Origin of the sequence: Curtobacterium sp. L6-1, assembly GCF_018885305.1 — a bacterium.
Classification (GTDB): Bacteria; Actinomycetota; Actinomycetes; order Actinomycetales; family Microbacteriaceae; genus Curtobacterium; species Curtobacterium aetherium.
Genome location: NZ_CP076544.1, coordinates 3,242,707 through 3,256,758, shown reverse-complemented (window position 1 = coordinate 3,256,758; position 14,052 = coordinate 3,242,707). Strand labels below are relative to the sequence as shown.

Here is a 14,052-nt window from a genome sequence, read left to right as displayed (position 1 = left end):
ATCAGTCTCCTGATACTCGACCGTACGCCCTACGATCGGACCGTGCCCCGGGAGTTCGCAGCGACGCGAGACGACGTCGACGCCATCGCCGCGTGGACCGTCATCCGGGCGGCCCGTGCACTCGCCCGACGCCTGGCGACGGAACTGGAACCCCTCGACCTCACCCCGGTGGAGTTCGGGGTCCTCGTGCAGCTCGCCGCGGCGGACGGCCTGAGCCAGGCGGAGCTCGCGCGCGCGGTCGGCGTCCGCCCCCAGAGCATGACGTCCCTCGTGACCGGGCTGCACGACCGCGGGCTCCTCGACCGCGGGACGGAACGCGGGCGCGGCCGTCAGTCGCGGATCCACCTCACCGGTGCCGGTCGCGACCTGCTCGGCCGCGCGTACCCGCTCGTCCACGCGAGCAACCGGTGGTTCGGCGACGACCCGGCGCAGAGCGACGCCCTCGTCGCGACCCTCCGGCCCCTGCTCGGCGACACCGCGGGGTCGGCGGACACCGTCCCCTGACCCGGCGGACCGGAGCGGACCGCGGATCGGACCACCTGCGTGATGCGCGGCGACCCGCCGGAACCGCACCGTGCCTCCCGTCCGGCCACGCGCGGATGCGCGCACGCCCCCGGTACCCTGATCCGGTGACCGACCCGACGCCCGAGAACCCCACGCACTGGACCCTCACGCTGGTCTGCGACGACCAGCCCGGGATCGTGCACGCCGTGTCCGGAGCGGTCGTCGCGGCCGAGGGGAACATCACCGAGTCGCAGCAGTTCTCGAGCGACGACACGAACACCTTCTTCATGCGCCTGCAGGTGATGGCGCCGGTCGACCGACAGACCTTCCAGGAGGCACTGGCCCCCGTCGTCGAGCGCTACCGGATGCGCGTGCAGCTCGACGTCGTCGGCCGCCCGATGCGCACGCTCGTGCTCGTGTCGAAGGCCGGGCACTGCCTCAACGACCTGCTCTACCGGCAGCGCGGCGGACAGCTGCCGATCGACGTGCCGCTCGTCCTCGCGAACCACCCCGACCTGGCCGAGCTGGCGTCGTTCTACTCGGTGCCGTTCGAACACCGACCGGTGTCCGACGCAGGGTCGAAGGCCGCGATGGAGCGCCGGATCCTCGAGGCCGTCGAGGAGCACGACATCGAGCTCGTCGTCCTCGCCCGGTACATGCAGATCCTCTCCCCCGAGCTCTGCGCGGCCCTCGCCGGTCGTGCCGTGAACATCCACCACTCGTTCCTGCCCGGCTTCAAGGGCGCGAACCCGTACCGGCAGGCGCACGCCCGCGGGGTGAAGCTCATCGGTGCGACGGCGCACTTCGTCACGAGCGACCTCGACGAGGGCCCGATCATCGAGCAGAACGTCGTCCGCGTCGACCACACGAAGGGCCCCGCCGAGCTGGTGTCGATCGGGCAGGACGAGGAGTCCCGCACCCTGACCCAGGCCGTCCGCTGGATCGCCGAGGACCGCGTGCTCCTCGACGGCGCCCGCACGATCATCTTCAAGTAGGCCCGGCGATGCGCGACGCTCCCCGCAGCCCGGTCGACCCGGGCGACGACCCCGTGCCCGCGTCGGCGTCCACGCCCCGTCGTCCAGCGGACGTCTGGACGGTCATCCGCTTCCTGGTGTGCGCGTTCGGCCTGCTGTCCCTGGCGTACTGGGGCTACCTGGCGTGGCCGTACCCGTTCCCGGCGGTGTTCTTCATCGTCGGCGCCCCGCTCTTCGCGGCCGTCGTCTGGTACCTCTTCCGGTCACCGCGCTCCCCGATCGAGACCGACGTCGTCGGGAAGACCGTCGTCGAGACCGCCCTCGTCGTCGCCGCTGGTGCCACCTGGATCTCGCTCGGCCACCCCGTCGTCGGGCTCGTCTTCGTCGTGGTCGCGGCGGTCAGCGGCGTGGTCGCGTTCCGGCGGGAGACCGCATGACCGACACGGGCCACGGGGCCGGTCGGGAGGCCCGGACCACGCTGGTGCGCGCCGCCCACCTGGTCGACGCGGCCGGGTCCGTCGAGGACGGGTGGGTGCTCGTCGGAGGCGACACGATCCTCCAGGTCGGGTCCGGAGCCGCACCCGCGGCGGAGGAGGTCGTCGACCTCGGCGACGCGATCCTGACGCCCGGGTTCGTCGACCTGCACGGGCACGGCGGCGCGACCGAGGCGTACGAGGACGCGTCCTTCGCCCGCGCCCTGGCCGTGCACCGCGCGCACGGCACCACCCGGTCGGTGCTGTCGCTCGTCGCGAACCCCGTCCCCGCACTCGTCGCGTCGCTGGCGCAGGTGCGGGCCGTCATGGCGACGGACCCGCTCGTGCTCGGCGTCCACCTAGAGGGGCCGTTCCTGTCCCCGCACAACAAGGGCGCCCACAACGAGGACCACCTCCTCGCGCCGACCCCGGCGGACGTCGACACCCTGCTCGAAGCCGGCGGGGGTGTCCTCCGGCAGATCACCATCGCGCCCGAGCTGCCGGGAGCGATCGACGCCGTCCGCCGGTTCGTCGCCGCCGGCGTCACGGTCGCGGTCGGGCACACCGTCGGGACCCTCGACCAGGCGCGTGCCGCGTTCGACGCCGGCGCCGCCGTCCTGACGCACGCGTTCAACGCGATGCCCGGGCTGCACCACCGTGCTCCGGGTCCGATCGGAGCGGCGGTCGGGGACGACCGGGTCACGCTCGAGCTCATCCTCGACGCCGTGCACGTGCACCCCCTCGTCGCCGAGACGCTGTTCCGCGCCGCCCCGGGTCGGGTCGCGCTCATCACCGACGCGATGGGTGCAGCGGGAGCAGCCGACGGCGAGTACCGCCTCGGCTCGCTCGACGTCACCGTGACCGACGGGGTAGCGCGCGTCGCCGGGACGGACACCATCGCGGGATCGACCCTGACGCAGGACGTCGCACTCCGGAACGCCGTGGCCCTCGCCGGGCGGACGCTGCCCGAGGCCGTGGCGGCGCTCACGAGCATCCCGGCTGCGGCGCTCGGGCTCGGGGACCGGCTCGGCCGACTCGCGCCGGGGTACGCGGCGGACCTCGTGGCGCTGTCGCTGGCGCTCGAGGTGCGGCGGGTGTGGGGCGGCGGGCGCGAGCTGCGCTGACGGCCGGCGGGACGCTACCGCCCTGCCGGGGTCCTCGCCGTCATGCCCACGGAGAGCAGCGGGACGACCCGTGCCGTCGCCGACCCCGGTTCGACCCCGTAGACGACGAGCTGCAGACCCGGCGCACCCTGGACGGCGAAGGAGTGTGCGTCGAACTCCAACCGTCCGACCTCGTCGTGCAGGAACTGCTTGAGGGTCGCGGTCTTCCGCTGGACGCGCTGTGCTCGCCACCGCTCCTCGAACTCCGGACTCCGCTCGCGCACCGACTCCACCACGCTCAACAGCCGGGGGTCGGCCTCGAACCCCGTCGTCGCCGCCCGGAGACTCGCCACGGTCGAGTCGGCGGTCCGTGCCCAGTCGACGTGGAAGCGCCGGGCCGCCGGCTCGAGGAAGGTCATCCGCACGAGGTTGTCGAGCTCACCGAACGGCGCGTACACCGCGCGGGCGAGCGCGTTCGCGGCGAGGACGTCGTGCGCCGGGTTGATGACGAACGCGGGCTGCGCGGACCAGGAGTCGAGGAGTTGCGCGAGCGCCGGTGTCACGGACGTCGCCGCAGCGTGCACCCGTGGCGGCGCGGTCAACCCGGCCAGGGTGAACAGGTGGTCGCGCTCGTCCCCCTCGAGCTCCAGCCCGGCTGCGATGCCCTCGAGCACCGCCGCACCCGGGCTGACCTCCCGTCCCTGCTCGAGACGCGTGTAGTAGTCGACGCTGAGGCCACCGAGCACGGCCACCTCCTCGCGCCGGAGCCCCGCCACGCGGCGGACGCCGCCAGCGGGCAACCCGAGCGCCTCCGGGGAGCAGCGCGCACGGACAGCACGGAGGTAGGCGGCGAGGCTGCGGTCGTGATCGGGCGGGGACACACGTCCACGGTAGGCGCAGATCGCCGCGTCTCCCTGGCCCTCGCGCACCCCGGGAGGACGCAGCCTGGGTCGGGGTCCGCGACGGCTCCAGGGTGGTGGACATGGACGAGGACACGACCACCACCACACATCCGTACGTCGGGCTCTGGGTCACGGCGGACGGCCGGATCCGCCACGAACTCCGTGCCGACGGGCGGTACGTCGAGGCCCGCGGCGACCGCGAAGCGGCGTACGTCGGGCGCTACGAGGTGTCCGGCGACCACGTCGATTACGTCGACGACACCGGTTTCACCGCGGACGGCGACTTCCGTGACGACGTCCTGCACCACGCCGGCATGGTGCTGCGCCGCCGCCGGGTCGTCCTGGTCACCGGTGCCTCGAGCGGGATCGGGCGGGCCACGGCGCTCCGCCTCGCCGCCGCCGGGCACCCCGTCGTGCTGGGCGCCCGACGGATCGACCGCCTCGACACCCTCGTGGCCGAGGTCGAGGCAGGCGGAGGGCAGGCGCTCGCGGTCCCCCTCGACGTGACCGACGCCGCCTCGGCCCGCCACTTCGCCGATGCCGCACTCGCGCGGTTCGGACGCATCGACGTGCTGGTCGCCAACGCCGGCGTCATGCCCCTGTCGCCCTTGGCAGCCGGCCTGGTCGACGAATGGGACCGGATGATCGACGTCAACGTGCGCGGTCTCCTGCACAGCATCGCCGCGACCCTGCCCACCATGCTCGCCCAGGGCACCGGTCACGTCGTGACCATCGCGTCCGTCGGCGCGTTCGAGGTCTCGCCGACGGCAGCCGTCTACTGCGGCACGAAGTACGCTGCCCGGGCCATCACGGAGGGCCTCCGGCAGGAGTCCCCGCGCTCCGTCCGCGTGACCACCGTGTCCCCCGGGGTGACGGACTCGGAACTCGCTTCGACGATCACCGACGCATCTGCCGCCGCCGCGATGGTGGCGTACCGCGCCGAGTCCGTCCCGGCCGACGCGATCGCCCGTGCGGTCGCCTACGCGGTGGACGAGCGGCCCGACGTCGACGTGAACGAGATCGTCGTACGTCCGGTGGGGCAGCGCTGAGCCTCCCGTCCCGGCGGGTGGTCGGTGCGCGGTTCCGTGACGGTTCGTGACGCGCGACCACGACGTGGCCGATGGCGGTGCATAGGCTCCCTGCACCGGCGGACCCACCGCCGCCACCCGGAGGAGCCCCGATGCCCGAGCAGTCCATCGCCGAACAGGTCGACACGTTCAACGAGGGGTTCACCGCCCAGATCGGTCCGGAGTTGAGCGCGGTGTTCGACCGGGAGCAGGCGGCCCTCCGTGCAGCGGGTGTGCCGAGCACCGCCGCCGGCGTGGGCGACACCGTCCCCGACACCGCGCTGCTGACGGCGACCGGCACCGACACGTCACTGGCCGCCGCGCTCGACGGCTCCCCCGCCGTCGTGGTGTTCTACCGCGGCACCTGGTGCCCGTACTGCAACCTGACGCTCCGCACCTACCAGCAGGACCTCCTGCCGGGGCTCACCGCCCGCGGGGTGCGACTCATCGCGATCTCACCGCAGACGCCCGAGGGCTCGGAGCAGGCGATCGCGAACGGCGAGCTGGCGTTCCCCGTCCTGTCGGACCCGGCGAACGCGCTTGCCGCACAGCTCGGCATCGTCACCGAGCCGGACGGGCCCGCACGGGAGGCCCACACGCAACTCGGCTTCGACGTCGCCGACAGCAACGCCGACCACACGGCGCAGATCCCGTTCCCGTCGGTGTTCGTCGTCGACGGCGACCGGGTGATCCGGTTCGCCGACGTGCACGTCGACTACACGACCCGCACCGAGGTCACGACGGTCCTCGACGCCGTCGACCGCGCGGCGCAGTAGCGGGGCGCACCGTCGGCGTCGACGGCGGACCCGCGGTCAGCCGACCTCAGCGGTCGATGGGGCGCCCGCGCTCGCCCGCGGCCCACGAGGTGTCCGCCGTGTCCCCGACCCGCAGCGAGAGCGTCCCGCCCCGGTTCACGAACGAGGCCGGCACCCACGAGCGGTCGAGCGCCCGCCCGTCGAGCCGGGCACCCTGCACGTACGGGTCGGTGCCCGAGGACCGGATGACGATCCGCTCCCCGCTCGCCCGACGGATGTCGACCGTGCGGAAGGTCGGGCTCCCGACGAGCATCTCGGCCCGTCCGGGCGTCTGCGGGAACAGCCCGACGGACGCGAAGACGTACCAGGCGCTCATCGTGCCGAGGTCGTCGTTGCCCGGCAGCCCGTCCGGACCGGTGCCGTACGCGTCGTCGACGACCCGGCGCACGGTCTCCTGCGTCTTCCACGGCTGCCCGAGCGCGTTGTACATCCACGGCGTGTGGATGTCGGGCTCGTTCGTCGGGTCGAACTTCGTCGCGTCGCCGCCGGTCACCGCCCAGTCCCCGGCGGCGTCGTGGAAGAACGCGTCGAGCCGGGCGACCGCCGCCGCGTCGCCACCGAGGGCGTCGGACAGTCCGTGCACGTCCTGCGGCACGAGCCACGTGTACTGCGCGCTGGTCCCCTGGGCGAAGCCGGTGCCGGTCGACGGCGTCCATCCGGGCGTCCACGACCCGTCGGCCTGCCGTGCGGCCTGGTACCCGACGGCAGCGTTGAACGTGTTCTTCCAGTACGCACCGCGGGCGGCGAACATCCGGGCGTCGGAGCGCAGGCCCATCGCACCGGCCCAGTACCCGAGGGCGCTGTCCGAGATCGAGTCCTCGAGGGTCTCCGCGGCACCGCCCCAGCACGAGCAGTCGTCGTTCGCCGCGAAGTGCCGCTGCAGGTACTCGTCGAGCGCCGGTCGCTGCGCCAGGCACTGCCCCGGGCAGCCGATGTCGCTCTCGGCGTCGGCGTTCTCGACCGTCGCCTGCTTCCGCAGCGACTGGTACGCGGCCCGCACGTCGAAGTTCCGGACCCCCATGGCGTACCAGGTGGCGAGGGTCGCGGCCGAGGGGTCGCCGGTCATCACGTGGGTGGGTGCGCCGAGGTGCAGCCACCGGTCCCACACGCCGCCGTTCTGCTCGGCGAACCGCAGCATCGACTGGGCCATGTCCCCGGCGACGTCCGGCCGGAGCAGTGCGAGCAACTGGATCTGCGCCCGGTACTGGTCCCATCCCGAGTACGTGCCGTAGACCGCCCGGTGCCCGCGGTCCATCCGGTGCACGCGCAGGTCCGGCCCGAGGTAGCGGCCGTCGCGGTCGTTCAGCGTGTTCGGCTGCATGAGCGCGTGGTACACCGACGTGTACAGCTGCGTGGTCCGGTCGGCGGTGCCGCCACCCACGCGGATCCGCGAGAGCTCGCGGTTCCAGGAGGCCCGTGTCGCCGCCGCCACGCTGGCGACGGTCGCGCGCTTCGTCACCTCCGCGTCGCGGTTCGCGACGGCGCCCGCGGCGCTGACGTACGAGATGCCGATCTTCGCGTGGACGGTCGCACCGCGACGCGCGTCGAACCCGATCCACGCGCCGGAGCCGCGTCCGGCACGGTCGGCGCCGGTCAGGTACCCCTCCCCACCAGAGGCGCGCGTGCCTCCCGGCTGGACGGTCCCGTCCTTCCAGGTGCCGGTGCTCGTGAACGGCTTGTCGAAGGTGGCCGTGAAGAACAGGCGGTAGTAGCTGCGGCGGTCGGGGTTCGTGGCGCCGCCGCCGTTGGCGCGGCGGCTGCAGAAACCACCGGTCAGCACGCTGCCGCTGACGGTGCGGGTGCGGGCGTCGACACGGGTGTCGGCGGCCTCGCTGCCGTTGATCGAGTTCGACGTGCGGAACAGCAGGTTCGCGTCCGCGCCCGCCGGGAAGGCGAAGGACCCGATGCCGGCGCGGGTGGTGACGGCGAGGTCGGTGCGGACGCCGTTGTCGAGCGTGACGCCGTAGCGGCCGGGGCTCGCGGACTCCTGGTCGTGCGAGTAGCCGGCAGCGTAGACGGCGTCGGTGCTGTCCGCCGACGGCGAGGTCGTGACCGGCGTCGTGACCGGCATGATCGGCACGTCGCCGGCGGCCCCGGGAGCACAGCCGGCGCCGTTGAGGTGCGTCAGGCTGAACCCGCGCAACCGGTCCACGTCGTACGAGTAGCCGTTCGCGACCGGGGTCGAGGTCTGGTCGCCCTTCGTCCCGGTGGGGCTCCACTGCAGCATCCCGAACGGGGCCGTGGCGCCGGGCCACGTGTTGCCGTCGCCGCTCGTGCCGATGAACGGGTCGACGGAGGCCGCCGGGTCCGACACGGTGCGGGAGGCCCGGGTCGCGCTGGCCTCGACGGCTGCGGACGCGGGGGTGGTCACCGCCACCGAGCCGAGCAGCGCGGCGATCGTGGCCACCGCGGCGAGCGGGACCGGACGGAGGAGCGGGCGACGGTGCACGCGAGATCGGTTCACGTTCGTGACGCTAGCCCCCTCGGACGGGGGACGTGCGGTCGGCCACCGAGCGGTCGGGCGCTGTTCACCGCTCGGTCGTCCCGCGGGTGGCCGGGGACCGCCGTCGGGCCGGTCCGGGGCCCTGGCCGCCCGGGCGTCCTCCTGCGAGGATGACGGCATGAGCGTCATGGTCTCCGTGTTCGATGCCCGCCGGACCCGCACGAGCGAGAAGTACACCGCGTTCCCCGCGGACGTGCTGCCGATGTTCGTCGCGGAGATGGACTGCGCGCTCGCCGAACCGGTGCGCGAGGCCCTGGTCCGGGCGGTGACCGACGGCGACACCGGCTACGTCGGGCACGGCCGGGCGCTGCCCGAGGCCTTCGCCGACTTCGCGGCCGGTCGGTGGGCCTGGGCGGTCGACCCCGACCTCGTCCGGACCACCACGGACGTGTCGGTGGCCGCGGTCGAGACGCTCCGCCGGGTGATCGAGCCCGGGGACCAGGTGGTCGTCATGCCGCCGGTCTACCCGCCGTTCTGGGAGTACGTGACCGAGGCCGGCGGCTCCGTGACCGAGGTGCCGCTGCTCGCACCCGAGGGCCCCGCCGACCCGTACGACACGACGAGCGGGTGGCGGATGGACCTGGACGGCGTCCGGCGGGCCTTCGCCGAGGGCGCGCGCACGGTGCTGCTCTGCAACCCGCACAACCCCCTCGGGCTCGTGCACGACCGCGAGGCCCTGGCTGCCCTCGCCCGGCTCGCCGCCGAGTGGGACGCGGTCGTGGTGTCGGACGAGATCCACGCACCGCTCGTGCACGCCGACGCGGTGTTCACGCCGTTCCTCGACTCCTGCCCGGAGGCCGCGGCCCTCGGTGTCGCCCTCACCAGCGCGAGCAAGGCGTGGAACCTGGCCGGGACGAAGTGCGCGCTCATGGTCGGGGCGTCCGACCGCGCCCGGGCGTGGTTCGACGGGATGCCGACCGAGGTCGTCGAGCGCACCGGCATCCTCGGGTACACCGCGAGCGTCGCCGCGTTCGCCGAGGGCGGCCCGTGGCTGGCGTCCCTGCTCGCCGAGCTCGCCGCCAACCGGCGGATCCTGGCCGAGGAGCTCGGGACCGCGCTGCCCGGGGCGGGCTACCGGCAGCCGCAGGCCTCGTACCTGGCGTGGCTCGACCTGCGCGCGCTGCCGTGGGGCGACGACCCGGCACCGCTCCTGGTCGACCGGGCGAAGGTGGCCCTGTCGAACGGGCGGGACTTCGGCCGGCAGGGCGTCGGGCACGCCCGGCTCAACTTCGGCTGCTCCGAGGAGACGTTGCGCGAGGGGCTCGCGCGCCTGGCCGCCGCCCGCTGACCGGACTCCGCGCGCCGGGGCCGGGCCGGGCCTCCCGTCAGTGTGAGACGTCCTGCGCTCGGCGAGACGGCCCCGTGAGTGCGAGACGCCCTGCGCTCGGCGAGACGCCGCCGTATCCGGCGGCGTCTCGGGCACATGGCGGCGTCTCGGGCAACGGGGGCGTCCCGCGGGAACGGGCGGGCCGCTACTCGAACCGCTGCCAGGACGGCTTGTTCGCGTACGTGTAGCGGTAGTAGTCGGCCAGTCGGAGACCGGCGGCCGCCTCCTCGTCGACGACGACCGTCGCGTGTTCGTGCAGCTGCAGCGCGGAGCCGGGGACGAAGGAGCTGAGCGGCCCCTCGACGGCGGCGGCGATCGCGTCGGCCTTCGCGGACCCCTGGGCGACGAGGACGAGCTCGCGGGCCTCGAGGATGGTGCCGAGCCCCTGGGTCATGCAGTGCGTCGGCACCTGGTCGGGCGAGTCGAAGAACCGGGCGTTCGCCTCGCGCGTCGACGGCGCGAGGGTCTTGATCCGGGTGCGGGACGCGAACGAGGACGTCGGCTCGTTGAACCCGATGTGCCCGTTCGCCCCGATGCCGAGGATCTGCACGTCGACCCCGCCGGCTGCCCGGATCGCGGCGTCGTACTCCTTGGCGGCGAACGCCAGGTCGCCCGCACGGCCGTCCGGCACTCTGACCCGCGAGGGGTCGAACCCGAGCGGCCCGACGACGTCGCGGGCGATGACGCTCGCGTACGACTCCGGGTGCTCGAGCGGGATGCCGACGTACTCGTCGAGGGCGAAGCCGCGCGCCTGCGCGAACGACAGCTCGCCGGCCTCGACGCGGCGGCGCAGGTCGGCGTAGATGCCCTCGGGGCTGGACCCCGTGGCGAGTCCGACCACCGCGGCGGGCTTCGTGGTGACGACCGACGCGATCTTGGCCGCGGCGACGCGACCGACCTCCGCCGGCGTGGGCAGGATGATGATCTCCACGTCGCCAGCCTACTGGTCATGACCAGTCGTGGACAGGGGTGCTCCCCCGCTGGTCGGGGCCGGTAGCGTGGCGGCATGCCCACCCCCGACTTCGTCCTGTCCCTGCGCGAGAAGGTCGGCACCGAACTGCTCTGGCTCACCGGTGTCACCGCGGTCGTCACGCGCGGCGAGGGTGACGACCGCGAGCTCCTCGTCGTCCGTCGCGCCGACAACGGTGCCCTGACCCCGGTCACCGGCATCGTCGACCCGGGCGAGGAACCGGCCGTCGCCGCCGAGCGCGAGGTCCTCGAGGAGGCCGACGTCGTCGCCGTCGCCGAGCGCCTGGCCTGGGTGCAGACGCTCGAGCCGATGACCTACCCGAACGGCGACCGCGCCCAGTACATGGACCTCGTCTTCGCCTGCCGCTGGGTGTCGGGCGACCCGTACCCGGCCGACGGCGAGAACACGGAGGCGTTCTGGGCCCCGGTCACGGACCTCCCGGACATGCCCGAGAACATGCGCCGACGGGTCGACGCGGCACTCGCCGACGAGGTCGCCGCGCGCTTCGAGCGCTGACCGACCGCCGCCGAATCAGGCCAGCGGAGCGGTCGCGACCGGGGCGCCGAGCAGGCGGAGCGCGACCGGTTCGCCCGCGGTCCGGCGGTCCCCGACCTCGTGCTGGACGGTCACGACGGTGTCGTCGTCGAGCCGGACCGTCGTGCGGCGGATCGACCCGAGGAAGCTCGACGCGACGACGGCACCGGTGACGCCCTCGGCGGCGAAGGCGACGTCCTCCGGGCGGACGTACGCGAGCACCGGGCCGTCCGCGGTGTCGGGGTCCAGCGCCGGGATCCGGAACCCGTAGACGAAGACGTCCCCGCCGCGGAGGTCCCCACGGAGCTTGTTCGACTGGCCGACGAAGTCCGCGGCGAAGGCGGACACCGGGTGCCGGTAGAGCTCCTCGGGCGTGCCGACCTGCTCGACGTCGCCGGCGTGCATCACGGCGATGCGGTCCGAGACGGCCAGCGCTTCCTCCTGGTCGTGGGTGACGAACACGGTCGTGATGCCGAGGTCGCTCTGGATCCGGCGGATCTCGTCGCGCAGGGACACCCGCACCTTGGCGTCGAGCGCCGACAGCGGCTCGTCGAGCAGCAGCACCCGGGGGCGGGTGACGAGCGCGCGGGCGAGGGCGACCCGCTGCTGCTGGCCGCCGGAGAGCTGGTGCGGCCAGCGGTCGGCGAACTCGGCGAGGTGCACCATGTCGAGCGCCTCGATGACCCGCTCCCGGCGCGCGGCAGCGAGCACCTTGCGCATCTCGAGGCCGAAGGCGACGTTCTGCCGCACGGTCATGTGCGGGAACAGCGAGTACTGCTGGAACACCATGCCGATGTCCCGCTTCTCGACGGGCACCGCGGCGACGTCGGCGCCGTCGATGCGGATCGAGCCGGAGTCGACGGCCTCGAGCCCGGCGAGCGCCCGGAGCGCGGTGGTCTTGCCGCAGCCGGACGGACCGAGCAGCGAGACGAACTCCCCCGGCTCGACGCGGAGCGACAGCCCGGCGAGCGCGCGGTGCGTGCCGTAGCGCTTCTCGACGGCCTCGAGCTCGACGGTCGCGCCCGCGGTGGACAGCGACGCGGGGGCAGCGGGAGCGGTGACGGTCATGCGGACTCCTCCGGGGTGCGCCGGCGGGAGGCCCCGACCCGGCCGATGACGACGAGCAGCAGGAACCCGAACAGGAGCGCGGCGAGCGAGAAGATCGCCGCCACGTACGGGTCGGTCTGCTGCACGAGCACGAGCGCGGTCTGGAACGTCGTGCGGGACAGGAACGCGGCGAGCGTGTACTCACCGAGGACGACCGTGACCGTCAGGAAGCACGCTGCGGTGATGCCGCGACGGAGGTTCGGAAGCAGGATCCGCCACGTGACCGTCCACCACGAGGCGCCGAGGGACCGGGCGGCCTCGGCCAGCACCGTGACGTCGACCGCGGTGAGAGCGGTGGCGATCGGCCGGAAGGCGAAGGGCAGGGACACGATGCCGATCGCGAACGCCAGGGTCCAGGCGTCCGAGCCGAGGACCTGCGCCACGACCTGGTACACGGGGACGAACCCGACGACGAGCACCACCACGGGGACGGTGATCGGGACGAGGCAGACGAACTCGAGCACGCGGCGCAGGCGGCGGTGGCGGAGCGCGGTGACGATCTGTGCGGGCAGCAGCACGAGCAGCACGATCGCCACGGTGATGACGGCGATGAGCAGGGACGCGCCCAGCCCGTCGAACACGGGCTGGTACGTGGCGGCGTTCGCGGGGTCGACGATCGCCGCGTAGTGGTCGAGGGTGAGCCCGCCGTCGGGGCCCTGCCGGAAGGTGAACTGCGCCAGGGCGACCAGCGGCACGGCGAAGACGAGCCCGACCACGGTGAGCACGACGACGGCGGTGGGCCGTGACGGGGCGACGCCGAAGCGGCCGACGCGGGTCGGGCCTCCCGGCCGGGGTGCCGCGGCCACGGGCCGCACCGACGTCACGGCGGTCACCGCTGCCACCGGGCGGCGCGACGCTGGAGCAGCGAGTAGGCGCCCATCACGACCGCCATGACCACGACCATGCCGAGGGCGAGGACCCCGGCGACGTGCTGCAGGCCGATGATCGTCTCGCTCGTGAGCTGCGTGCGGATCGTGAGCGGGACGATGCCGCCCTGCGCGATGAGGGCCGCGGCGGTCGCGAACGACGAGAACGCGTTCGCGAACAGGAGGAGCAGCGAGCCCCAGAACGCCGGCGCGAGCACGGGGAGGGCGATGCGCCGCCAGTAGGTCGCGCGTGAGGCACCGAGGGTCGCGGCGGCCTCACCCCACTGGGCCTTGACGCCCTCGAGGGCCGGCATGAAGGTGAGGACCATCAGGGGCACCTGGAAGGAGACGTACGGGATGACGAGTCCGGGCACGGTGTACAGGAACGCGCCCTCCGCGTTGAGGTCGAGGCCGAAGGCGGACACCAGCCAGGTGGTGACGAGGCCCTGGGCACCGATCGTGGCGATGAACGCGAACGCGAGCATCACGCCGCCGAACTGGGCGAGCACACCGGCTGCCGCGTCGACCCCCGAGCGGACGAGGCCGTCCGGGCGGAGCGCCGCGAGCGCCCAGCAGACCAGCGCCCCGAGCACGGCGCCGACGACGGCCGAGACCGCGGACAGCCCGAACGAGCCACCGAAGGCCCGGAGCACGGACGGGTCGGTGAACGCGGCGAGGTTCGCGAGGGTGAACGCCCCGTCACCGGTCGTGAACCCGCTGCCGACCGCGATCACGGCCGGCACCGCCAGGAACAGCAGGACGTAGGCGGCGAACGGGGTGAGGCCGAGCCAGGCCAGGTCCGGACGGCGTCGGGCGCGGGGTCCGGGGGTGCGGTCGGTGGTCGCACCGGCACCCGCCATGGCGACGGTGGGCGCCACCGCCACCGGTGCGGGTGCCGGCCCGGGTG

At 73.7% G+C, this 14,052-nt stretch carries 14 protein-coding genes; 8 read left to right on the top strand and 6 right to left on the bottom strand.

From position 1 onward, the window contains the following. Positions 1-42: 42 nt before the first annotated feature. From KM842_RS15095 to nagA, 4 genes are all read left to right on the top strand, one after another. Positions 43-504 (top strand): MarR family winged helix-turn-helix transcriptional regulator, encoded by a 462-nt coding sequence (locus KM842_RS15095; protein ID WP_216259627.1) that lies wholly within the window; start codon positions 43-45, stop codon positions 502-504. A gap of 95 nt (positions 505-599) precedes the next feature. Further along, positions 600-1,499, top strand: coding sequence for a formyltetrahydrofolate deformylase (gene purU / locus KM842_RS15090; RefSeq protein WP_253206157.1), 900 nt, complete (start codon positions 600-602; stop codon positions 1,497-1,499). A gap of 8 nt (positions 1,500-1,507) precedes the next feature. Then, a complete protein-coding gene (locus tag KM842_RS15085; protein WP_216259624.1) occupies positions 1,508-1,915 on the top strand; it encodes a YrdB family protein in 408 nt (135 codons plus the stop codon). After that, positions 1,912-3,075: an N-acetylglucosamine-6-phosphate deacetylase gene (gene nagA / locus KM842_RS15080; RefSeq protein WP_216259622.1), complete on the top strand. Its 1,164-nt coding sequence runs from the start codon at positions 1,912-1,914 to the stop codon at positions 3,073-3,075. The genes KM842_RS15085 and nagA overlap by 4 nt, the downstream gene beginning before the upstream one ends. Positions 3,076-3,089: 14 nt before the next feature. Here the strand turns inward: nagA and KM842_RS15075 are convergent, their stop codons facing one another. Then, on the bottom strand, positions 3,090-3,935 hold the full coding sequence (locus KM842_RS15075; protein ID WP_216259620.1) for a helix-turn-helix transcriptional regulator: 846 nt from the start codon (positions 3,933-3,935) through the stop codon (positions 3,090-3,092). A gap of 101 nt (positions 3,936-4,036) precedes the next feature. On the opposite strand from KM842_RS15075, the gene KM842_RS15070 reads away from it, so the two are divergent. Together KM842_RS15070 and KM842_RS15065 are read left to right on the top strand one after the other, a co-directional pair. Next, on the top strand, positions 4,037-5,005 hold the full coding sequence (locus KM842_RS15070; RefSeq protein WP_216259618.1) for an SDR family NAD(P)-dependent oxidoreductase: 969 nt from the start codon (positions 4,037-4,039) through the stop codon (positions 5,003-5,005). A 131-nt stretch (positions 5,006-5,136) separates the two neighbouring features. Next, on the top strand, positions 5,137-5,799 hold the full coding sequence (locus tag KM842_RS15065) for a peroxiredoxin-like family protein (RefSeq protein ID WP_216259616.1): 663 nt from the start codon (positions 5,137-5,139) through the stop codon (positions 5,797-5,799). Between the two features lie 46 nt (positions 5,800-5,845). Here KM842_RS15065 and KM842_RS15060 read toward each other — a convergent pair whose 3' ends face one another. Beyond that, positions 5,846-8,302, bottom strand: a complete 2,457-nt coding sequence (locus KM842_RS15060) for a GH92 family glycosyl hydrolase (RefSeq protein WP_253206156.1) — start codon at positions 8,300-8,302, stop codon at positions 5,846-5,848. Positions 8,303-8,459: 157 nt separating this feature from the next. On the opposite strand from KM842_RS15060, the gene KM842_RS15055 reads away from it, so the two are divergent. Further along, complete coding sequence (locus KM842_RS15055) at positions 8,460-9,629, top strand: MalY/PatB family protein (RefSeq protein WP_216259614.1); 1,170 nt, start codon at positions 8,460-8,462, stop codon at positions 9,627-9,629. A 184-nt stretch (positions 9,630-9,813) separates the two neighbouring features. On the opposite strand, the gene nagB is transcribed toward KM842_RS15055, so the two are convergent. After that, complete coding sequence (gene nagB / locus KM842_RS15050; RefSeq protein ID WP_216259610.1) at positions 9,814-10,599, bottom strand: glucosamine-6-phosphate deaminase; 786 nt, start codon at positions 10,597-10,599, stop codon at positions 9,814-9,816. 75 nt (positions 10,600-10,674) lie between these two features. Between nagB and KM842_RS15045 the strand changes: the two genes are divergently transcribed. Then, positions 10,675-11,154, top strand: a complete 480-nt coding sequence (locus KM842_RS15045) for an NUDIX hydrolase (RefSeq protein WP_216259608.1) — start codon at positions 10,675-10,677, stop codon at positions 11,152-11,154. Positions 11,155-11,169: 15 nt separating this feature from the next. On the opposite strand, the gene KM842_RS15040 is transcribed toward KM842_RS15045, so the two are convergent. Genes KM842_RS15040 through KM842_RS15030 form a run of 3 tightly spaced genes read right to left on the bottom strand, consistent with a single transcriptional unit; the run spans position 11,170 to position 14,005 of the window. Then, positions 11,170-12,240 (bottom strand): ABC transporter ATP-binding protein, encoded by a 1,071-nt coding sequence (locus KM842_RS15040; protein ID WP_216259606.1) that lies wholly within the window; start codon positions 12,238-12,240, stop codon positions 11,170-11,172. Next, positions 12,237-13,112, bottom strand: a complete 876-nt coding sequence (locus KM842_RS15035; RefSeq protein WP_367397697.1) for an ABC transporter permease — start codon at positions 13,110-13,112, stop codon at positions 12,237-12,239. The genes KM842_RS15040 and KM842_RS15035 overlap by 4 nt, the downstream gene beginning before the upstream one ends. Further along, positions 13,109-14,005, bottom strand: coding sequence for an ABC transporter permease (locus KM842_RS15030; RefSeq protein WP_216262477.1), 897 nt, complete (start codon positions 14,003-14,005; stop codon positions 13,109-13,111). The genes KM842_RS15035 and KM842_RS15030 overlap by 4 nt, the downstream gene beginning before the upstream one ends. Between the last annotated feature and the right edge of the window lie 47 nt (positions 14,006-14,052).